This is a genomic window from Yoonia sp. 2307UL14-13 (assembly GCF_037572755.1).
Classification (GTDB): domain Bacteria; phylum Pseudomonadota; class Alphaproteobacteria; order Rhodobacterales; family Rhodobacteraceae; genus Yoonia.
In genome coordinates this window covers 1-21,058 of the sequence record NZ_JBBIFZ010000014.1, presented here as the reverse complement: position 1 = coordinate 21,058, position 21,058 = coordinate 1, and the positions used below count along the sequence as shown (strand labels likewise).

At 56.6% G+C, this 21,058-nt stretch carries 19 protein-coding genes and 3 pseudogenes; 10 read left to right on the top strand and 12 right to left on the bottom strand.

Features of this window, described 5'->3' with window-relative positions:
• Window positions 1–128, bottom strand: a pseudogene (locus tag V8J85_RS19760) (DDE-type integrase/transposase/recombinase); the annotation flags it as partial.
• A gap of 249 nt (window positions 129–377) precedes the next feature.
• On the opposite strand from V8J85_RS19760, the gene V8J85_RS19755 reads away from it, so the two are divergent.
• Window positions 378–1,043, top strand: a complete 666-nt coding sequence (locus V8J85_RS19755) for an NADPH-dependent F420 reductase (protein ID WP_339955506.1) — start codon at window positions 378–380, stop codon at window positions 1,041–1,043.
• 158 nt (window positions 1,044–1,201) lie between these two features.
• Here the strand turns inward: V8J85_RS19755 and V8J85_RS19750 are convergent.
• From V8J85_RS19750 to V8J85_RS19735, 4 genes and pseudogenes are all read right to left on the bottom strand, one after another.
• Window positions 1,202–1,690 (bottom strand): annotated as a pseudogene (locus V8J85_RS19750) (SAM-dependent methyltransferase); the annotation flags it as partial.
• Window positions 1,691–1,832: 142 nt separating this feature from the next.
• Window positions 1,833–2,276 carry a hypothetical protein gene (locus tag V8J85_RS19745; protein WP_339955505.1) on the bottom strand — a complete coding sequence of 148 codons (444 nt, stop codon included), beginning with the start codon at window positions 2,274–2,276 and terminating at the stop codon, window positions 1,833–1,835.
• 278 nt (window positions 2,277–2,554) lie between these two features.
• A complete protein-coding gene (locus V8J85_RS19740; RefSeq protein WP_339955504.1) occupies window positions 2,555–2,692 on the bottom strand; it encodes a hypothetical protein in 138 nt (45 codons plus the stop codon).
• 120 nt (window positions 2,693–2,812) lie between these two features.
• Window positions 2,813–3,400, bottom strand: coding sequence for a YceI family protein (locus V8J85_RS19735; RefSeq protein ID WP_339955503.1), 588 nt, complete (start codon window positions 3,398–3,400; stop codon window positions 2,813–2,815).
• 107 nt (window positions 3,401–3,507) lie between these two features.
• On the opposite strand from V8J85_RS19735, the gene V8J85_RS19730 reads away from it, so the two are divergent.
• The 9 genes and pseudogenes from V8J85_RS19730 to V8J85_RS19690 all read left to right on the top strand — a co-directional run.
• Window positions 3,508–4,254, top strand: a complete 747-nt coding sequence (locus V8J85_RS19730; RefSeq protein ID WP_339955502.1) for an endonuclease/exonuclease/phosphatase family protein — start codon at window positions 3,508–3,510, stop codon at window positions 4,252–4,254.
• 300 nt (window positions 4,255–4,554) lie between these two features.
• Window positions 4,555–5,070, top strand: a complete 516-nt coding sequence (locus V8J85_RS19725; RefSeq protein WP_339955501.1) for a CDP-alcohol phosphatidyltransferase family protein — start codon at window positions 4,555–4,557, stop codon at window positions 5,068–5,070.
• A complete protein-coding gene (locus tag V8J85_RS19720) occupies window positions 5,067–6,680 on the top strand; it encodes a sulfatase-like hydrolase/transferase (protein ID WP_339955500.1) in 1,614 nt (537 codons plus the stop codon). The genes V8J85_RS19725 and V8J85_RS19720 overlap by 4 nt, the downstream gene beginning before the upstream one ends.
• Window positions 6,677–7,579 carry a lysylphosphatidylglycerol synthase transmembrane domain-containing protein gene (locus V8J85_RS19715; RefSeq protein WP_339955499.1) on the top strand — a complete coding sequence of 301 codons (903 nt, stop codon included), beginning with the start codon at window positions 6,677–6,679 and terminating at the stop codon, window positions 7,577–7,579. Before V8J85_RS19720 ends, V8J85_RS19715 begins: the two co-directional genes overlap by 4 nt.
• 56 nt (window positions 7,580–7,635) lie before the next feature.
• On the top strand, window positions 7,636–8,571 hold the full coding sequence (locus V8J85_RS19710; RefSeq protein ID WP_445285932.1) for an ABC transporter substrate-binding protein: 936 nt from the start codon (window positions 7,636–7,638) through the stop codon (window positions 8,569–8,571).
• Window positions 8,572–8,593: 22 nt separating this feature from the next.
• Window positions 8,594–9,346, top strand: coding sequence for an ABC transporter ATP-binding protein (locus tag V8J85_RS19705; RefSeq protein WP_339955497.1), 753 nt, complete (start codon window positions 8,594–8,596; stop codon window positions 9,344–9,346).
• Window positions 9,343–10,875: an ABC transporter permease gene (locus V8J85_RS19700; protein ID WP_339955496.1), complete on the top strand. Its 1,533-nt coding sequence runs from the start codon at window positions 9,343–9,345 to the stop codon at window positions 10,873–10,875. The genes V8J85_RS19705 and V8J85_RS19700 overlap by 4 nt, the downstream gene beginning before the upstream one ends.
• A complete protein-coding gene (locus V8J85_RS19695) occupies window positions 10,872–11,912 on the top strand; it encodes a glycosyltransferase family 4 protein (protein WP_339955495.1) in 1,041 nt (346 codons plus the stop codon). The genes V8J85_RS19700 and V8J85_RS19695 overlap by 4 nt, the downstream gene beginning before the upstream one ends.
• 293 nt (window positions 11,913–12,205) lie before the next feature.
• A pseudogene (locus V8J85_RS19690) lies at window positions 12,206–12,819 on the top strand (IS5 family transposase); the annotation flags it as partial.
• On the opposite strand, the gene V8J85_RS19685 reads toward V8J85_RS19690, so the two are convergent.
• The 7 genes from V8J85_RS19685 to V8J85_RS19655 form a co-directional block, all read right to left on the bottom strand.
• Window positions 12,737–13,282, bottom strand: a complete 546-nt coding sequence (locus V8J85_RS19685; protein ID WP_339955494.1) for an ArdC-like ssDNA-binding domain-containing protein — start codon at window positions 13,280–13,282, stop codon at window positions 12,737–12,739. The pseudogene V8J85_RS19690 and the gene V8J85_RS19685 overlap by 83 nt on opposite strands.
• A gap of 341 nt (window positions 13,283–13,623) precedes the next feature.
• Entirely contained in the window at window positions 13,624–14,022 is a 399-nt protein-coding gene (locus V8J85_RS19680) for a DUF4150 domain-containing protein (RefSeq protein ID WP_339955493.1), read from the bottom strand.
• A 4-nt stretch (window positions 14,023–14,026) separates the two neighbouring features.
• Window positions 14,027–15,094, bottom strand: a complete 1,068-nt coding sequence (locus V8J85_RS19675) for a DUF2169 family type VI secretion system accessory protein (protein WP_339955507.1) — start codon at window positions 15,092–15,094, stop codon at window positions 14,027–14,029.
• Between the two features lie 40 nt (window positions 15,095–15,134).
• Window positions 15,135–16,022, bottom strand: a complete 888-nt coding sequence (locus V8J85_RS19670; protein WP_339955492.1) for a hypothetical protein — start codon at window positions 16,020–16,022, stop codon at window positions 15,135–15,137.
• Window positions 16,023–16,050: 28 nt separating this feature from the next.
• Window positions 16,051–17,133, bottom strand: coding sequence for a hypothetical protein (locus V8J85_RS19665; RefSeq protein ID WP_339955491.1), 1,083 nt, complete (start codon window positions 17,131–17,133; stop codon window positions 16,051–16,053).
• 4 nt (window positions 17,134–17,137) lie between these two features.
• Window positions 17,138–19,177, bottom strand: a complete 2,040-nt coding sequence (locus V8J85_RS19660; protein ID WP_339955490.1) for a type VI secretion system Vgr family protein — start codon at window positions 19,175–19,177, stop codon at window positions 17,138–17,140.
• 202 nt (window positions 19,178–19,379) lie between these two features.
• Complete coding sequence (locus tag V8J85_RS19655) at window positions 19,380–20,894, bottom strand: helicase C-terminal domain-containing protein (protein WP_339955489.1); 1,515 nt, start codon at window positions 20,892–20,894, stop codon at window positions 19,380–19,382.
• Window positions 20,895–21,058: the final 164 nt, after the last annotated feature.

The following is a 21,058-nucleotide window of genomic DNA, read 5'->3' as shown; positions in this document are numbered from 1 at the left end:
ATTCGCGATTGCGCCGACCAACCAACGACACGTCGCGAGAACAGGTCGATGACGACACACAAATACAGCCAGCCCTCGTGGGTCTTGATGTAGGTGATGTCTGTCACCCAGACCTCATCGGGCTGAGACGCATCGAAGCATGTTCTCAGCCACAATCGCGGGTTGCCGCCGATGGTCTGAACGCTGGTATGTACCGGGCATTTGTTTGGCTGCATTCCGCTCCTCCGAAAGAAACTGAGCACTGTCAAAAATGTCAGTACTTGTTCCAATGTGCCTTTCGCCGCCATCGTGACCAAAGGAACAGCCGACGTCAAAGCCTTCGGGTGACGCATTAACGCTCGATCACTGGGCGAGCTAGCGGTACGAGTTTTGGCTGTGTGCGAGAATTTCTACGGGAGATTGCGATGGCAAACTACATTGTACTGGGCGCCGGACGGCTTGGCGGCACGTTGGCCCGGCGGCTTGCGGAACTTGGGCATGATGTCCACGTCATCGTGCCGAAACCTGATGACGCAAAATATCAAGAGCTTGCCTCGCTTGAGCACATAACGTTAGCGTCGTCCGGATCGCCGAACAGGACCAGCGATGCGATGTTCGTCGCGACACCGTGGGAAGCAACAGAGTCGGCCCTGAGTGACCTCGATTTGGCGGTCGGACAGATCGTCGTCGATTGCACAAACCCGGTCAGCTACGGGGCAACGGGCATGACCTTAGCAATCGATGCAAATACATCTGCCGCCGAACTCATGCAGGGATGGTTGCCTGCTGCAAAGGTCGTGAAGACGCTCAATCAGGTGGGATCTGATATTCTCGGCGATCCGGCAGCACTCTCGCCACCTCCGATGATGGGGCTGGCCTCTGATGATGATGACGCGAAATCAGCAGTTTCAGCGTTGCTAAACGACTTGGGTTTCGACGCATTCGATGCTGGCGGCCTTCAGAACGCGCACCTCCTTGAAGCCTTTGCCCTGCTCTGGATGTCCCAAGCGTTTTCGACAGGAGACCCCGGAGGATTTGCGTTTGGCAAAGCGGCTCGAAGATGAGAGAAGCCACCAAAACGACCTTAACTCCGGGGTATCAGTTTGATTATCAAGCCTAGCAACGCCTAACGGCCCATACCTGCCATCCACGCTGCCGGGCTTTGCTGCGATGCGGCTTTCCGGAAAGAGGACTTTTGGAGAAGCCGCTGATCGCGATACACCTATGCATCCTTGACCAAGACGATCACTTTGTCAGTGACTTTCGCGGTTTGACCTTCTGGTCCATGGGCCGTTCGGGCGACCGCATCCACAAAAGCGACCTGCCCGTCAGACGCGGCATACCCCAACGCGGCCAGATCCTCCTCTGGTGACGGATATCGGTGCCCTTCTTTGGTCCATGACCACGGCGCGGAAGACCCATGTGTGACTATGAGCAACAGGCCATTTTTCGTTAGCTTTTCATATGCCCGCGCAAAGACATGTCGCCTTGGGAAGTCGAACGGAGTTTGAAGAAACATCGCCGAAATCAGGTCGAATGGCCCCTCCGGAAACGAGGTCGCCAGATCGTGCTGTGCGAAGGTGATCCGGTCGGCCATGCCCCTCTCAGCGGCGTTAGCCGTTGCGATATCCAAAGCCGTCTGGGCCATGTCAACAGCGACAACATCCCAACCTTGTTTCGCAAGCCAAATTGCATCTTCGCCTTTGCCACACCCAAATCTAGCACGCGACCGGGCGGGCGATCCTTTGCAAACCGTTCAAGAACGGCCGAGGGGAGACAGCAGGTCTGTGGGCTGGCACCGCGATAAACGCCGTTTCAGAAGTCTTGCTGGGATTGCCCGGGTTTTGGCTCCATCACGTTTCCCTTTTCGTGTGAGTGATTGCGCCCCGCCTGCACAGCAGGCTGGCCGCCGCGAATGCCGCGCCCCGAAAGAGCAGAGCGGCGGCTACGGCCTCGCTGGTCGCGCTTGACGTATGTGCAAAATAGAGACCGCCAAAGATGGCGATGCTGAGCGTGATGCCGATCTGTTGCCCGGTCTGCAGCAAGCTGGACGCGGCACCGACGATGCCATTCGAGACAAGCGCAAGCGCGTTCGACATCAGCGCGACGTTGCTCAGCCCCATGCCCAGACCAACCAGTGCGAGGGATGCCGACAGACCCAGCGCCGTGATGTCGTCACCGGCGCGCGTGAAGGTAAGACCTATCAGCGCGATGCCTATGAAAGTCGAAAGCGAGCCAAGGCCCGGCCGGCATCGTCCAAGGGTTTGCCGGGCTCCACCGGCCCGCGATGGCCGCACCGGCCACGGCGAAGACTGAGTGCGGGGCAAGGGCCATACCAACCTCGCCCGGCGATAAAGCATTTCGACTTGAACTTGGATCGCGAGGATTCCCTTGAGACATCAGATGTGCTTCATCCTGTTCGGGAGGATGGATCATGTCAGCACCTTCGCCATTGGCGCTTCGGGCGCGGTTTCAGCAGTACATTGAAGAAGGGTTAGGGCCAAGTGAGCGTCAGAAGCCATGCTGAACCGGCTCCCCAATGCCCTCCGCGCGGCAGGGGAAGGCTCGCCCCGCATCAGGCTTTCTTTGAGGAGTTGATCGGCAGGACCCCGACATCACGCTCTTCGAGTTGCACGACGCGCTGACTGATGCAGAGGGTGTGCAGGTGCATCATTCGCCAATCGCCAATCTTCCACCCCCAGCGAACGGTCAAAGCGACTCTTTGTGGAATTGAAATAATCCGAACTATCAACCACGGCCACATCAATTAATGCAATAGCCCCTCTTGATTAGCAAGATCACACACTTGCACCGTTCAAGGTAATAGAGCCCGTTATTCGTCCTTAATTGCCTCAGTTTCGATATTGATTGTGACCTCATCACCCACGAGCCCGTTTTCAACGGCATACATCATGCCGAACGCACTGCGCTGGATTGTCGTGGTCATCGACAGACCAAGCACTTCCTTTTGATGCCCGAAGGGATAATCCGCGACCTTGTTCAGCGTGATGTCCAGGGTCACGGGGTGCGTCTGGCCCAAGATGGTCAGATCGCCGGTTACAGTTCCGGTTGTCTCACTTGCAGGCGTGCCGCCGGTGGCGACAAAGGTAATCTCTGGATAGTTCGACACATCCAGAAAATCGGCATTGCGCACGTGCCCGTCCCGCGCCTCGTTGAATGTGTTTACGGAAGCCGCTTGGATCTTCACAGCGACATCCTCGAGCGCTTGCGTATCGAGGTCATAAGCAAAGCTGCCCTCGATATTGGTGAAAATGCCCAGCGTTTTGGCATACCCAAGATGATCAATCGTGAAATATACCACCGTATGGGTCGGATCGAGTTCGTATCGCGCCATATCGGCATAGGTGGCTGTCGCGAACGAGGCCACGAGGGCAGTAGCGGCAAGAAATCGTGCTGTCATGTTTTTCGTCCTTCCTTGGCATTTATTGGTCTCGCGTGGGATGCCGGATCGACATCTGATCCGCGCAGTCTAACTATCCTTGTTGATTATAGAGCCCTTGGAGCAGAATGCAGCCCGGTAGCAAGACTGACCGACACCTACGGTGTGCGACATGGAATGTGCATCGCGCGAAGGGGACCGATGGCAAACGCGATCCGGATCGCGTCATGGACGCGATTGGAACGGCGCTGGCACCTTTGGACCTGCATGTGCTGGCCTTGCAGGAGGCGGATGAAGAAATCCGACCGCATGCACGCATATTTGACGTGAGGGCCATCGAAGAAAAGACGGGGCTGATCTATGCCCATGATCCGACCCTTCGCTGGGGATCAGAAAGCGACGGTTTTCTCGGCACCATCCTGTTCCTCTCGCCACAGATCAACCGCACCCATGCCGACATCCTTGATCTTCCGGGGCATTGCCACCGCGGTGCGGTGTCCATCGAGGGGATGTTTCAGGACCGTCCACTGCGCCTGATCTCAACGCATTTATCGCTGTCTCAGCCTCTGCGGATGATGCAAATGCGGATCATCGGTCAGTATCTGCGCCGCAGACCCGCGATGCAGACCATTCTGCTGGGTGATCTGAACGAATGGCGGCCATGGGGCGGGGCAATGTTTCGTGAGCGCCTTGTCGGAACCAAACTGCATGGCCCGGCCCGGCCCACTTTTCCAAGCGGCAGACCGTTTCTGCCGCTGGATCGCATCCTGACCGATGCGCCGGGTGAAGTGCAGGAGATCGAGGCGATCTCGACCCCGCAAGTGGCCTTGGCGTCCGATCACCTGCCTTTGCGTGCTGTTGTCACGGTCCCGTGAAGCGAGCGAATAAATGCTGAGGTACGCGCGTAATGCAGTGTGCAAGCCGATAATTCGCGTTAGGTTGACGCGTGCAGGAAAGTGAACCGGTACATGTTTCAAAGCACGTCACATCTGAATACCACGCCGTTGAACGGCCCGCCGCCGCTAACGCGTTTCCTGGGGTTGGCGGTGCTTTATGGGGTGTTTTTGGCCTTTGCGAGTGTCCATGTCCTGGGATCTCTGGCTGTGCCGCTCACAGTCTTTGCCGCGGTCGCTTGTTTGGCCGGACACGGCCTGAGACACAGCTACCCCCACCAAATGCTGGGATTGTGCAATGCGGTCACGCTGGCACGTGCGGCAATGGTTGCGTTTCTGGCCGGGGCGGTTGTGTCGGGCATTGCGTCGTCATGGTGGGTTTTCGGTGTTGCCCTGTTCGCATTCACGTTGGACGGCGTCGACGGCTGGCTTGCCCGAAAGGCGGGCCTCGCCTCTGATTTCGGGGCGCGTTTTGACATGGAAACCGATGCGGGCCTCGCAGCAATCGTTTCTCTCTGGCTCTGGACCAGCGGCATCACAGGCCCTGAAATCCTCGTTCTGGGGTTCATGCGATATGCGTTCGTTCTGGCTTCGCTTGTCTGGACCCGGCTCCAGGCGCACTTGCCGCCATCCTTCCGGCGCAAGGCCATCTGCGCCGTTCAAATCGGGACTCTGATCCTGTTGACCTTTCCTTGGACACCAGACGGTTTGATCGGGCCGGCCGCTGTCCTGGCGGCGCTGCTGCTGTCGTGGTCCTTTCTGACAGATATACTGTGGCTGGCGCGGCAGACGGGATGAAGCGCATTGCAAGTCTGTCTTTGGCGGCGGCGCTGATCTTTGCCGTTCTGGTGCTGCCCAATCATCCCGGCACGATGAAATGGAGCGCGCTGAACCGTTGGCCGCTTGAACTGCCCGTTCTTCTCTTGCTCATGGTTGCACTTGGCCGACACATGTTCGTTAGTGCGGCCCTCGCCGCTGTGCTGACCGTTGCTGTCGTGATCAAGGGTGCCGACTACGGCATGTTCACGGCGTTCAACCGGACTTTCGATCCGATCCTTGATACGTTCCTGATCGGTGCTGGTTTCTCTCTCTTGCAGGATAGTATCGGGGTGCCGCTTGCTGCTTTGGCTGCCATCGGCACGGTTCTGGCGCTTGGGGTCTTGTTGGTTGCGCTCTATTTCAGCTTGCGATGCTGGGGACGCTTTCAAGCCAGTCGCCCCATCAGGGCAGGCGCGGCGGTTGCGGCGACCTGCTGTGCGGGATGGGCGGCGGCTGATGTGGGGCATCACCTGAAATACTGGCGGTTTGACACAAGCCCACCGGGCACCGCGTGGACAACGCGGTTGACGCTGAAGCGCGGCATCGCAATGCAGCAGACGGCCAGCGACCTCATCGCCTTTGCCGAAGAGGCGCAAAACGACCCCTATGCCGACACCCCCGGTCTTCTCGACGGATTGGAGGGCAGGGACGTCGTGCTGATCTGGATAGAGAGCTACGGCCGCGCCAGCTTTGACAATCCTCTTTATGCACCCACGCATCTTGACACGCTGCGTCGTGCCGAGGCGCAAATTCGCGGCACGGGCAAAGCGATGAAAAGCGGATGGCTGACCTCACCCACGGCGGGCGGGCAAAGCTGGCTGGCGCATGGAAGCCTCGCCAGCGGGTTGTGGACGTCGGATAACGGACGCTACCGCGCGATGCTGACGAGCGGTCACAAATGGCTGTTCCACTTCGCGCAAGAGGCGGGCTATCGCACTGCCGCCATCATGCCTGCCATCACGGTCGGTTGGCCGGAAAGTGCGGCGATGGGGTTTGATCTGGTTATTCCAGCGGCGGATATGGGCTATGCAGGGGACCGTTTTCGATGGGTGACCATGCCCGACCAGTTTACGCTCTCAGCTTACCAGGCGCTTTTGCCCCCTGATCCGCGACCGGATTTCGTTCAGATTGCGCTGATCTCATCCCATGCGCCTTGGACACCGATTGCCGATGTCATCCCGTGGGAAGACGTAAAGGATGGCACGGTCTTCAACGAGATGGCAGCGCGCGGCCCCTCGCCGAAAGAGCTGTGGCGCGACCGTGATGCTGTTCGCGATGCTTATCGCCAGTCGGTCGATTACGCCTTGCAAGTGACGTTTGAACACGTGGCGCGCTTGGGCGATTACGCGCCGCTTGTCATCGTGGCAGGTGACCATCAGGCTGCAGGCTTCGTTGCGGGGAGCGACAATAAGGACGTCGCCGTTCACATGATCGGTTCGCCCGACATGTTGCAACGGATCGCGCATTGGGGCTGGACCGATGGTTTGATCCCGGCGGCTGAGGCGCCGGTGCGCAGAATGGACACATTCCGCAATGATTTTCTTGCCGCATTCACAAGCGTGCAAATTTCGGAAAGCATCGCGCAATGAGGTCTTTCTGGATCAAATTCGCCTGCTCCGCCGCGTGCCTGGCCGTATTGTTCTGGTGGACGGATACAACCGAGGTCTGGACGCGATTGCGTGGCCTCGATCTGGGCTGGATCGCCCTGGCATTGGCGGGCATGACCGCTGCAACCGTCTCAATGGCCTATCGCTGGGCGCACATTGCGCAGGCCTTCGGGGTGCAGATCGGGTTCGGCACTGCGCTGCGGGAATACTACCTTGGTCAGTTGATCAACACCGCGCTGCCCGGCGGCGTTGCCGGTGATGTGACCCGCGCCGTCCGCGCCCGGCATGCAGGCGATCTGAAAAGTGCCGCGCAATCGGTGGTGGCGGACAGGTTGATCGGCCAAACAATCATGCTGACAATGATGTTCACCGGCTTCGCAGCGGCACGCGCACTCCCGGGCGGTGTGAGATGGGACATGATGCACGAGGCGGTTCTGATCACTTTGATCCTGTGCGCCGTGGTTGGTTTTGGCCTGTCGCGCTTAAAAAATGCCCTGGCGCGTTTTCTTATCATCGCGGCGGGTCTGTTGGCCTCTCCCGCGATCCTGATCCAGGGCCTTATCGCCTCACTCTGCCTGATCTTCAGCTTCTACGCCTGCGCCCGCGCCGTCGGGCTCGCCATTCCGCCAGAGGGGTGGGCCACGCTGATCCCGCTCACGCTTTGCGCCATGCTCATCCCGTTCTCTATCGGGGGATGGGGCTGGCGTGAAGGCGCGGCAGCGGCGCTTTTCCCCTTTGTCGGCATGTCCGCAAGCGGCGGTATTGCGACTGGCATCGCCTACGGCGTCGTCCTGCTGGTCGCCGCCCTGCCAGGTGTGTTCCTCCTTTTCTCGAAACGCCCCGCCAAACCATTATCAACACAAGGATCACACACATCATGACCATACCTGCACATTTGAACCGTCGTTTCTTCCTGCAAACCTGCGGCGCCAGCGCGATGACCGCTGCAGCCGGTATCCCGACATTCGCGCGCGCAGCCACAGCCGTGAATTTTCAACTCTCCTGGTTGCACTCGGTCCAGTTCGGCGGCAGCTATATCGCCGCGCAAAAAGGCTATTGGAGCAATCAGGGCCTGGACGTATCGCTCAGTCAGGGCGGCCCGAACGCACCGGTGGAGCCACCCGTTGTCTCGGGCACAGCGCTGGTGGGGATCTCGGCTGCGGATTACACCGCCGCCGCGGTGGCCCAAGGCGCACCCTTCAAGATCATTGCGGTCGCGATGCAAAAGAACCCATTTGCCATCACCTCACTCTCGGACAATCCCGTCAACGAACCGGCAGACCTTCTTGGCAAGAAAATAGGCATGGCCGTCGCGAACACACCCGTTCTGCAGGCCCTTTGCAAGCTCAATGACATCGACATCAACGAGATCGAGATCGTGCCAACGCAATACGACCCCGCGCCTCTGGTCAGCAGGCAAGTGGATTGCTTGTTGTCCTGGGAAACCGATCTGCCGGTCGCGATGACAGTACAAGGCGTCGAAAACACAACAATGCTCATGGCCGATCACGGATATGCGCTTCACTCCCAGACATATATCGCCACCGAAGACGCGCTTGCGAACCGCCGCGCCGATCTGATTGCGCTGCTCAAGGGTGAGGTCATGGGTTGGAACGACTACCTTGCCAATACAAATTTGGCGGCTGAACTGACCGTCAAGATGTTCCCCGATGCGGGTCTCGACCTTGAGGCGCAAAAACTGCAGGCCGCGCGTCAAGTGCCGCTGATGTTCACCGATCTGACCGAAGAAAACGGGTTTGGCTGGTTCACCGACGAAACAATCGCGGCGAATGTCGAGACACTCGCGCTGCTTGGGCAAGACGTCAGCACCGATCTCTGGGACCGGTCGCTGCTTGAGGAGATCCACGGCTGATCTCCTCCCGTCGGATCGGACGATGACAAATCTCGACATCGCGTGCGACCAGATCACCAAGGCTTTTGGCCCGGTTGATGTGGTTGACCCCTTTACCGTGACATTTGCTGCGGGGCAGACGACGGCGCTTGTGGGGCCATCCGGCTGCGGAAAATCGACCATTCTGCGGATGATTGCGGGGCTTGAGACGCCGGACAGCGGCACGGTCCGCCTGGGGGTCGATCCACCCGCCGCGGTTGCCAAGCGCGGCGGGCTCGCCATGGCATTTCAAGACCCGTCGCTGCTGCCTTGGCGCAGCGTACACGCCAATATCGCGCTTGGGGCGGAACTTGCCCGCAAGCCCGCCAACAAGGTCGACGACTTGATCTCACTTGTCGGGCTCGACGGGTTCGGCGACCACCGTCCGGCTGAACTTTCCGGCGGCATGCGGCAGCGCGCCACGATTGCGCGCAGCCTGATCTCAGAACCAGAGGTTTTGCTGTTGGACGAACCGTTTGGCGCGGTGGATGCGATGACCCGAAGACGGCTGAACGTGGAGTTGCCGCGGCTTTGGCGGGATCGCGGAACGACCGTCGTTCTGATCACCCATTCGGTGGAAGAGGCGGTCTTGCTGTCGGACCGCGTGCTTGTCCTATCAGCGCGTCCCACGCATGTGGTTGCTGACATCCCGATTTCGTTCACCGCGCCACGGGACGCAAAACTGCTGGAAGAGGCCGTATTCCAGGACGCATCCCGCAAAATCTTCGCGGCCTTGGAAGACACATCGAACGCATGATGGTGCTTCGCCGGGTCATAGGAATATCAGCGGCCCTGCTGTTCTGGGAACTCGGCGCACGCGCATTTCTGGACAATGTGCTGATCAGCAGCCCAAGCGATATGCTGACCCACCTGTCGCAAAACCTGTCGCTTTACAGCCGCGCCAGCGCCGAAACGACGATGAATGCAGCTTGGGGATTCCTGTGGGGCAATCTGGCCGCCATATTCCTCGCCGCCCTCATGATCACGCTCCCTCGCAGCGAGCGATTATTGGCGGCCCTCGCGCTGTTGGTGTTCTGCGTGCCTCTCATCGCGACTGGCCCGATCTTGCGTGTCCTTTATGGACCGGGGGCCGGGCCGCAGATCACCCTGTCTGCGCTTGCGGTCTATTACACAACGCTTCTGGCCTTGCTTGTCGGTCTCCGAGCTGTGTCGGAAAGCTGGACCGATATCATGCGCATCTACGGGCGCGGTGCGCTTTCAACACTTTACTATGTCCGCGCGCGGGCGAGCGTGCCTTATCTGTTCGTCGGATTGCAGATCTCTGCACCCGCCGCGTTCCTCGGTGCGATGATTGGCGAATTCACTGGGGCCGAGCGGGGCCTGGGCGTTCTGACCCTGCGCGCGATGCGCGGGCTTGAAACGGACGCGACCTGGACGCTGGCCGTCCTCTCGGCCAGCATTGCCATGGCGGTCTACGGCCTTTTGGGCCTGATGGGGCAGCGGCTGGTTGGATATGCGCCGACGATATTGCTGTCTCCGCCAAGCGGGAAAACGCAACGGAATCTGTGGACGAGGGCGGCAGAGGTCGCCCTGATCACCGGTGTGGTTCTGGCCATCTGGCAGATCTCGATGGATGGGTTCGGTTTGAACAGGTTCTTTGCAAAACGTCCTTGGGATGTGGCGTCTTTCCTCGCCGTGCCGGACAATCGTGCCACCCTGCTCGCCGCACTTACCGAAACCCTGAAGAGCACCGTTCCCGGATACCTGGCCGGGCTGATCCTCGGCGCGGGCCTTGCGGCGGCACTAACGCTCTCACCGGGCTTTGGGCGCATTGTCCTGCCGACATCCATCGCGCTGCGCTCCATCCCGATCATCACGACAGCACCTCTTCTCGTACTCGCCTTCGGACGGGGACTGTTTGGCACCGCAATCGTCGTCGCCGTCATGATCTTTTTCCCGACGCTCGTTGCCTGCATTCAGGGCCAGCGCCAGACACCGGGTCAAATCGTTGATCTCTTCAAATCGTATGGTGCCACACCACTGCGCATCTTGCTCAAGGCACGATTGCCGGCCATGCTGCCAGCCCTCTTTGCCTCGGCCCGTATGGCCATACCCGCCGCATTGCTGGCCGTGACCACGGTGGAATGGCTGGCGACCGGGCGCGGTATCGGCGTTTTGATGGCGATGACGGCCAGTACGTCAGATTACAACATGCTCTGGTCATGTGTCTTTGCGCTTGCCGTGGCCGCGAGTGCCGCTTACGCCGCTATCGCCGCGCTCGAACGGGCGGTTCTCAAGGTCTATGCAAATGAGCAAGTCACATGACCCGCGCTGTTTTTGCCATCCCCGGTGACAAGGATCGCAGAACCGGCGGCTTCATCTATGAAGCTCGCGTTTTGAGGGCGCTCAATGACATCGGGTGCAAGACGGCGCATCTGGAACTGCCCGACAGCTTTCCCGACCCAACGCCCGATGACATGGTCAGCACGCTCGCCGCCCTCCGCGCCGTCCCGGCGGACCAGCCCATCATCCTCGACGGGTTGGTCTTTGGGGCGATTGACCCCGACGGTTTGGCGAAGGTCCACGCTCCCGTCATCGCGATGATCCACCATCCGCTGGGGCTCGAGACCGGCCTGCCCGCCGACAGGGCCGCTTTCCTGCGCCGGAACGAGGCCGCAGCCATCGCGCATGCTGCGCATATCATCGTGCCAAGTTCCGAGACCGCCGATGTCTTGACCCGCCAGTTCGGTGCGGCCCCCGATCAGATCACATGCGCCCCGCCCGGCTTTGACCGGCCACACGTGGATCGTCAGCCCAGCGATCCGCCGCTGATCCTGTCGGTCGGCCTGCTGGCCCCCCGCAAGGGACATGACGTTCTGCTGTCGGCGCTTGCCCGGATCAAGGACCTCGACTGGCAGGCCGAGATCGTCGGCAAGACACACGATCCCCTTTACGCTGCCGCACTGCACGCGCAACGCACCGATCTCGGGTTGCAATCCCGCGTAGGCTTTTCCGGAGAAATCGACGGCCCGGCACTGGAACAGCGCATGAACGCAGCCTCCGTCTTCGCGCTGGCTACCCGTTATGAAGGCTACGGCATGGTGCTGAGCGAGGCGATGTTCTACGGGCTGCCCATCGTGACATGCGACGGCGGAGCGGTGTCGAAAACGGTCGGTAATGCTGCGGTGGTGGTCGCCAAAGACGACCCCGAAGCCTTCGCTACAGCGCTATCACGGTTGCTGACAGATTCCGCACACGCCAAAACCTACTCTGATTGCGCATTTGAAATGTCAACCCGACTCGCCAGTTGGACGGACACCGCCCGGATTTTCGAAGAGGTTGTCTACAGGATCGGAGCCTAGGAACGCTACTCTCTGCGGCAGGTCCAGGATATCCGACGTATACTGGTTGGCACGAAGTCTACCCAAAGCAGCTTTCCCGCCAGAGTTGTTCCGGAGCAAGCTGCTGAACAGAGCGACGTAGGTGCGAGTCTCCGGCCCTTTGCGGCCCTCTGAGATATGATCTAAAAGCTGCGGTGCGGCTCGCCAACCAGCCGTTCGCTGCATCCGCAAGATCCTAGGCAGACTCCCTAGGCTCAGGACCCATTGATTTTCATCGTGCAGCATGATTCACGGCTCAAAAACGAGCGGTGAACATGTCTGATCTTTTCTGGCTGAGCGATGCGCAAATGGCGCGTCTTGAGCCCTTCTTTCCCAAATCCCACGGTCGACCACGTGTTGATGGTAAGCGGGTTCTGAGCGGCATTATCTTCATCAATCGCAATGGGTTACGTTGGCGCGACGCGCCCAAGGAATATGGTCCACATAAGACCCTGTACAACCGCTGGAAGCGGTGGAGCGACAAAGGTATTTTCGCGCAGATGATGATCGGTTTGGCTGCTGATCACGGCGAAGAAAAGACTGTGATGATCGACGCGACTTATTTGAAGGCTCACCGCACCGCGACCAGCATGGGCGTCAAAAAGGGGGGCGTGGACGCCTGATCGGACGGACCAAAGGCGGCATGAACACCAAGCTGCACGCCATCTGCGACAGCCAGGGCCGACCTCTTAATCTGTTCGTCACTGCTGGGCAGGTCAGTGATTACATCGGCGCCCGCGCTTTATTGGGCAGCCTGCCGGATGTCGACTGGCTGCTCGGCGACCGTGGCTACGATGCAGACTGGTTCAGAGAAGCGTTGAAAGACAAAGGCATACGGCCCTGTAGGCAAAGAGCTCGTCGGCATGATCAATACGTGAGGCGGGATCAATGATCGGCTCGGGTTTGATGTAGTAATGTTCGGGCAAGCCTTCGATCTGGCAGGCGTTGAAGACGGAATAGCCTTTCATGAACGGGATTTTCTGTTCCTGCTCTGATCCGTCTTCCTGTTCTTCCGTCTTGGTGATGGTGTTTGCATAGACCACCAGATTACCGCGCTCGCCTTTTTTGATATGTGCGCCAAGGTCTTTGGCTTGGCGATAGGTCATCCAGAATGGTGAGACATATCCTGCTTCCACGGACGCGCCCCAGAGCATCAGGATGTTGATGCCATTATAGGGCACGCCATTATGGCGTAGTGGTTTGGTGATCTTGCCCTCAAGATTGCCAATGCTCCATGGCTTTAGCCATGACAATTTGCCTTGCTCCAAATCTTCAATGATCTTGTTGGTCACTTTTTGATAAATATCTTCTCTCACTGGCTTTTTTCCTTTCTTTGGTAGTCGGTTGCGCATGCAACCGGACTAGGCACGCGCCAATGAGCGGGGGATGGCCGTTCAGATCGAACGTCATGAAATTGATGCGGGCGCAGTTCCGGCGAAGCGCTGCGAAGACGAACGAGCCACGGTCATGACGTTCGCCCGAAGGGCTTGATCTTGACGGAGGACGGGCCTGCAAGGCCCCAAAACACGAGAAAAGGATCAGCCGTTCACGGCTGGCCATAGATGCGCAAGGGATGGATGCCGACTGGCGGAGACAGCGTTAAGCGGCTCCGTTCACGACAGCCCGACCCGCAAGGGTGCGCCTAAAATTCATAGGACTTACGGATAAGATGTTTAATGCGAAATCGCCGCAACTACTCAAAATACATCAACCGTCCGATTGTGTTACCTGACCCATTAGGCCCAGAACAGTTCATCTCACACAAGTTGTTATTCTGTAGCAATTCCGCGCCATCGACAAAGACACTCGTCTTATTAGATTGCGGGCGACACCACCCTTGATTGACGCCTGATTTGACACCGCCCAGCTTTCCGGGTTCATCGCCCGTCACCTTGTTTGTCCGCGCATCCATATTGAAGGCTTCAAGCCCCGTCAGTTTTGTGCTGCTAACGGTTTTGTCAGACCAATCCAGCTTGGAAATGATCATGTAGGGGATCGGCACAACGGCGCTGCCCACTTGCGTCTTGCAAACGTCCGGGGCCAGACAGGTGATAACGGCATCTTTGCCGGAATGGCGGGCGGCAGATTGCATGATGTTATCCCCTGATAATTTCAGCGTTAGTATAGAGACTACGATCCGGCACAATGATCCGCCACAGCAAAACAATATCTATTTGGTCATCGTCAATCCGCTCCACATCAATGTCCACGGTGTCCAAAGCCATAGCAACCGCTGGCTCGGATGGACTTGATAGAGATTTCAGAGCCAGTTTTGCGCCCGGCAAACGCAAGCTGACAGTTTCACGCCGATGCGACACGCCCGAAATTTCGATATTCTCATTGCCCACCATGTGCGGTGCGATCTGCAAACGGAGTGGCGCGGCATTCCAGAAGGCCAGATCATAATCCAGCGGCATGCGCGGATGACGGTCACGCTCCCAATCCTTATCAAAAGTCCCGGCTTTCGCACGGCGTGGCAACCATGCTTTTGCCAGTGGCATGGTTCCATGAACGGCCATCGGCTCAAAAGGTCGAGCATCCAAGAATTCCGCCAATAGGCCAATCTGCGGTGCAGGCCAGCCATCAACCGCATCTGCCGCCGTTTCAGTCATAAACCCCAGACCCGCAGGATTCTGCTCGAAATACTCTGTTGTTTCGCCCTCCTGACAATGACCGCCATAAGCGAGCGTATAGGTGAGCGGGACCTCGGTCACTTCATCCGCCTGAGACAACTCCCACCCTCGCCGCATCTTGATCCAACGAGATGGCCCCCTGACGTGAAAGCCGTAGTGCAACTGATCTGGAATGGTGACAGTGACCGCCCAATCGCGGCGTGGCTTTGCCTCAAAGCTGCGGGCTGCTCCGCGCAAAATCAGGTCGGTCTTTGGCTTGAACGGTGCGATATCCTGTTCGTGCAGCAGTGGTGAGTTCTCGGGCGCATCCATAAATTCATCTGCCAAAACGAATTCCGGTGGCGGTGTCACGGGCGATGTGCCGTCCTTGGTCAATGAAAAAGCCACTTTAGCGATAACAACACCAACTTCGGTGTCGTCCGTGTGCCAGTGTGCAAAGGCCGTATGTGAAAGTGGGAGTTTGGATGAAAGTTTCATGTTGGTCCGGCAATGATTTGTTTGGCACATGACATTGACTGAGATTTGGACCACCAAGAGGATCGGAGCGGTCTCAGAGAAACTTTCAAAGTCCCTACTCTGCAGTATCCAGCTTGAATTGCCGGAGCGGCCCTTGCTTCAACTCTGAACCTATAATCGCAACAGGCCAGACCGGAACAACATCACTTTCACCATCATTATCCATCTCGAGAAACACCTCTCTAACACCTGCCAGATTCAGGGCTGCAACCACCTTTGATTTTACATCATCTAAAACATCATCCTCTGATGGCACGGAAACAAGAATATCATGATACCAGCCCTCTTCGAAAAGCACGCCTTCCACCGTTATACCGACGTCGTTCGGAAGATGCCTGTAGGTCGCATATCCCGTGATCGAATCCAGCTTTGTGAAATATGGAGCGAAGAAGACCCTTTCATATAACGACTCAACACGTAAATTCTCTTGCGGCACATAAAACCTGATATCTATGGGGCGTTCCGCCGGAGTATTTATCTCCAATGACAAAAGAAATTCTCTCGTTGGATTTAATTCAATGTCTTCACGCCCCTGAACCTTCTCATGCTGAAATATCGTATCAAATCTTGCATTTTCTGTCGCGAGGAATGCAGAAAGAGGAATGCCGTTTTCCAATGCACTCGGCGGAATATCTGGATCGGTCGAGACGATCACTGTTTCACCATCGTCATTCTCAATTTGTATGACGCTTGGCCCTGCCTGAAAAATCAGTGATATAAGGGCTTTGATCTGAACGGGGGCAGCATCAAAAATATCGAGGATAACCTGACCATCCTCTCGAGAGACGAGTTCGATCTCGACGGTTTTGGAGAACTGCCACTGGCCCGGACCACGTTTTTCAACTCGCGTCTCACGCGGAGCATCTACTTTCGCAGCTTGGTCCAACACTTCGGTTGGATCGGGATGATCTTCCACATCAACAAGCAGGTTATAGTACGTCATTATCTAGCCCTTTCATTGAGTATAACATTTAAGGGGCTGTGATCGCATCTTCGGGCAATCGCCAGTGCTCAGAGTTGCGATGGGAATGACACGCTGCTCCAACAACATTGCGGCCCATCAATCGATGAAAAAATTCGCGTGCAACATCTTCCGAGCAAATCATAAGAAATTTTGTGTATGGTATCTCTCTGCTCGCACAAGCACCGAGATATGCGCCAAGCTGTGCCGTTTCTTGACCTCTGACAAGATGATAGCGGGCCATCGCGGCACGCCTCGCCCATCTTCTTGCTTTTGGATATACAATTACCCGCGTGCGCTGTCGCAATTTCTGCCTATATCTGCTCGCACGCTGATAAACCGTTGTGTCGGTGTTGTAGACATATTTGGCATCCAAAATACAGCAGCCCCATTTGAAGCCTGTTTTGGCGCGACGTGGCGGCATCCATGCCAAGCCATCCGCTTGTGGTCGGCGGGCTCGGTACGATGCGTCAGTTCTTAGAGAAAACTCCCGATAACCGCATTTGCGGCGCTGATACATAAAGTGCGGTGCGCTGGAGCGACGCACAATGTGATAGTAGCCGGAGGCTTTCGCAATACAGTTAAACTTAAATGTGCGTGCATCGGCAGGGACGCACACGAATGGCGTTGTCACATCACCCAAAATGATCGTGCCGGAGCCTGTTTGCGCCTCGATAGGTTCGGGTGGAAGCTCGGCTGGATTACTATGAATGGCTGCAAGTTCTCTGATCTTTGCAACAATTTCCATCCGCTCCTTCGAACTAAACGCTGAAAGATTTTGCTGAACGCCGTTGAGCGTCGCATAGCTGGTCAAAAAGGAATACAGATCATCCGTTCCGGGCCACTGCCAACCCCAGAGCTGATCGATGTGCTCAACCGAAAGAACAGTGTTGGTGCCGACCCATTGCCCCAAAAGATGCGCCTCTGGTTCGTCACAGAGCGTAATTCCAAAGAATTCAGAAAACGCGATAACAGTATCAATGTAAAGATTTTCATCAAGTGAGCCTGAAAGGCCTGTTGGGTCAACTTCATGGATGACACCATTGAAGATGCCTGGACGATACGGCGGGATATTCTCTTCGCACTCTGCCATTGGGCTAGTTGATCTCTACAACATCACTTTGGATATTAATCCGTGTATCAGCCACAATGTTGATTTTCACGCCGTTCAAGAAAATCGTACCGTCCCGCTTCATTGTCAGGACAGATCGGCCGCAATGCAGATTGATTTCCTTTCCGGCGGACATATTAATTACTTCGCCGACAGAGATATTTAGCTTCTTTCCAACATTTAGATGGTCCTGTTCACCCACACTTGTCGCGCGCGATGATCCGACAGCCCGTGTTTCATGTTGCTCAACTGTCGTTGTGAGGCCACCTTCACTACCGCGAAGGGTATCAACAGCTTTCAGGCCGATCGGCGTTGACGCAAGACCTTGTTCGGCAGATTTCTGATTAGGAGTGATGTTCGTTCCGACACCATTCCGTCCAACATAAACAGAGCGATGTTTGGCGACGACCGTGAATTCGTTTTCGTCAACTTCGGTAATCGAATTCGCACCCACGGACTGGACGTAGTGATGATCTACGCGCTCAGTATGATTGTTGAGCGTCTTTTCGTTGCGGTCCTTTTGGGCATGAACAAATATTTCTTCCTTGCCGTTTTGATCTTCGAACCGCAGTTCATTGTAACCATCGCCCTGATGCGTATCAGTGCGAAACGTTGACCGCGTTTTGTGATCGGGCAACGAATACGGCGCATCGTTTTTGCCGTTATAGACGCAGCCAGTAACCAGCGGCTTATCTGGGTCACCCTCCAAAAACTCCACCACCACTTCCATCCCGATGCGCGGAATAACCATGCCGCCCCACCCTTGAGATGCCCAGTTTTGGCTAACACGGCAGCGCATGGAGTAAGACTTGTCTAGGTCCCAGTGGAAATGCACGAGAATGCGACCGTATTCATCGCAGTCAATCTCGCCTTCGCCGACAACAACGCCCGTTTGTGGGCCTTGCACCACTGGCATGCGGGTTTTGCGCTCAGGTGCGAGCGGTGCTTCTTTCGGCATCAGCACGTACTCACCTGAATAGGCATAGCCGTCGCTATCCGCTCCACCTGATCCATAAGCGTCAGAGACATAAGAATGGTTTGCTACGAGGCACAGGTAATCCGCGCCCTTGACCCCGTTCACTTGATCGCCTGTCAGCGTCAGTACCATCCCCGCACCCAGCGAGGTGCAATCGCCGACTGCCCGGTGACGTGCATCCTGGCCGCGCTCTTGAAGAGTCCGCAGCCCAACCACGCCTTTACCCGCACCTTGTTCAAGATACTCGCCGGGATAGTCGTAGCTTTCGATCTGACCCTCGGCATGGGCCGCGTCGCCGATCCGATCAACTTCCATCGCTGCTTGCGGGGTTTTGAAGTTATAATCCGTCAGCCGCACCGCACCCGTGGTCAGCCGCCGCTCCGGGTGCCATTCCCAGAAGTACTCAGCTCCCGCCTGCTGCGCGCCATCGACAGGTTTATAGTCCCGTTTCCCGCCCGGGACCGCATCATGCTGATCGATGGCATCGGTCAGCACCAGGGTATGATTCCCGACGCTATGGACAAAATGATAAGAAATCCCAAACCGCTCCATCAGGCGGGTCGCGAAATCCAGATCGCTCTCGCGGTATTGCACCGTGTATTCTAACACCGGATAGTCACCCGACAGCTTCACCTGAAGTGCAGGATCGCCCAGCCCTGAGTAGGGTTTAAGCAGTTCTTCAATGATCTGTACGACGGTTTTGTTGTGAAAAATTCGCTGGTTGCGCCGCCGCCCGGCCAGCCAGAACCAGGGCCGCAAGGTTAGAGCATACTTGTTGCCGTTCTCGCCGACGCCAGCCCATTTTGCCTCTGTAGCGATCCCATCATAAGCGCGAGCACCATCATTCTGACTCTCGATTTCAACGCTGGCATGGGTGCCAAGCAGGCCATCAAAATCCAGGTTCGGCGACGTGGACAAAGCCTCTACCCGGTATTCAAACAACCCATTCACATAGTCCGCCCCATCAAAGCGCAGCAAGACCAGAACATCCGTGCCTAGAGCCGTGGTCAATCGACCCAAACGGGCATCCTGTTTGAAAGGGGCGTTCATGACAAAAAAACCTCGCGAAATAGAACCGAGTTTCGGATGGGCAAACCATAGATGATTATTACGCAGTATCAATCGCCGGTTGAAGCTGACCTGCCTAGAGTATGACCGACAGGGCCACGCATGAGTTTAGTAAGTGCGCTGCAAGAGCAAACACGCCAGATGAACGCTCGCACCTTGGAGTCATACGGTTTCCAACATGAGCTCACTTCGCCTCTGACATGAAAGCATTGACGAATGCGTTAGCCCCGAATTCGAACTGTGTCAGGCGTTCAGCGACCCTTGTGGCATTCTTTCCAACGTCGGGGTCGGCTATCTGATCGGCAAATGCCCGCAGGTTTGTCTTCAACTTTTCAAGGCGGTCGGCATCCATGACACGCATCCCCGTCAAAACACTGGCACCTTGACCCAATGTTCGAGATGGATGAATCATCATGGGTATTGATGGTGATGACGGATAGCGACCTTCAAACCAGGCTATCGATTGCCCTAGCTGCGCCGCATCATCCTTTGAAATGCCGCCTTCAGAAACAACGCCGTTCTTGCATTCAATGACCAAAAACGTTCCGTTTGGCATCGCCCACAGATTGTCAGGTCCCTCATTAAACTCTTTTTCGGGCCGATGGCTGCTAATCCCGATAAACCAAGCAAGATCCTTGACCGCCGCTTCGAATCTGGGGGCAGTGTTCGGCTGAAATTTAAGGTCTGAGCATAGAGCACTTACAAATAAGTGCATGTCCGTCGCTTCCACAAAGCGCGCGGAATGGTTGGATATAAGCACGTTAGCCTGCTGATCAGCCGTTGCGGACAGCTTTTTATACGCCATCCCTTGAAAAGGTTTCAGGACGTTGCGCTCAAGGCTATGCGCCACAACAAGCGTCTTTTGTGCTGCCGCCGTATCAATACGATGCTGAAAAGCTGACTTCTTTGCGAGCAGCCACGCCTTAAGTTGGTCATCTTCGGCTTGACTGATCGCCTCATCTAAAGCAGCGATGGCCTTTTGAGGTTGATCATTCCGTGCAAAGTCGAATGCCTGACGAAGGGTAACCTTTGCGCTGTCAATACGAAGAGCGCTGTCAGCCTCAATGTTTACCAAAGCTCCCTTGCTGACCTTGATCCATGAAGCGTCGCGCCCGATGCATTGCATAATAGCGCCTTCGATAGCGTCAAGCGATGCCGACTCAAGCTGTGCCGCCATTTTTCGCGTTAAATTCAGTTGAGCGCGTGTGGCGGGCGTTAACAGCGCCTCGCCTTCGGGTGAGCGAAGCCGTCCCGTCAATTTTGTGCCTAGCAATAAGACTGCGCAATAGTCGTCATTTGATCGAACACCACGGCCCATACCTTGTTCAATGCGTTCGATTTGGCGGCGAAGATTTATCGGAGAGTCGCTTAAAACTTCGCTGTCAAGAAGGTCGGAGAACGATTTCACTTCTGGCAGGCCCGCAATAACGAGAATACGGCAAGCGTCACGGGGCAGATCGATACCGTCATAACGATTGATCAGAACTGTCAATCCAACATGCTCTGTCCGCAATCGTTCAACACCGCCGACAACCTCATCACCGCTGAGAACTTGATTTGCGCAGGACGACCAGTCTCTGGAGGCCTCTTTCGATGGTACAATGACAACTACATTTGCTTTGGCCGCAAGACGGGTAAGCATTTCGCGGATCTCATTGGTCGCCAAGCTGGTGTTCCATTCTTGCGGCATAAGTATCATGCGCTCACCCATGGACTGCGATGATTGAGGCACGATTGGCTGTTTGAGGTGCCCCTAGATTTGTAGACGCTTTGCCCCCTAACTTTGAGGCGAGGAGGCCGACATGGGGACAAGCAATTACAGCGACGATTTCAAGCGGGATGCGGTGCATCAGATCACGGTGC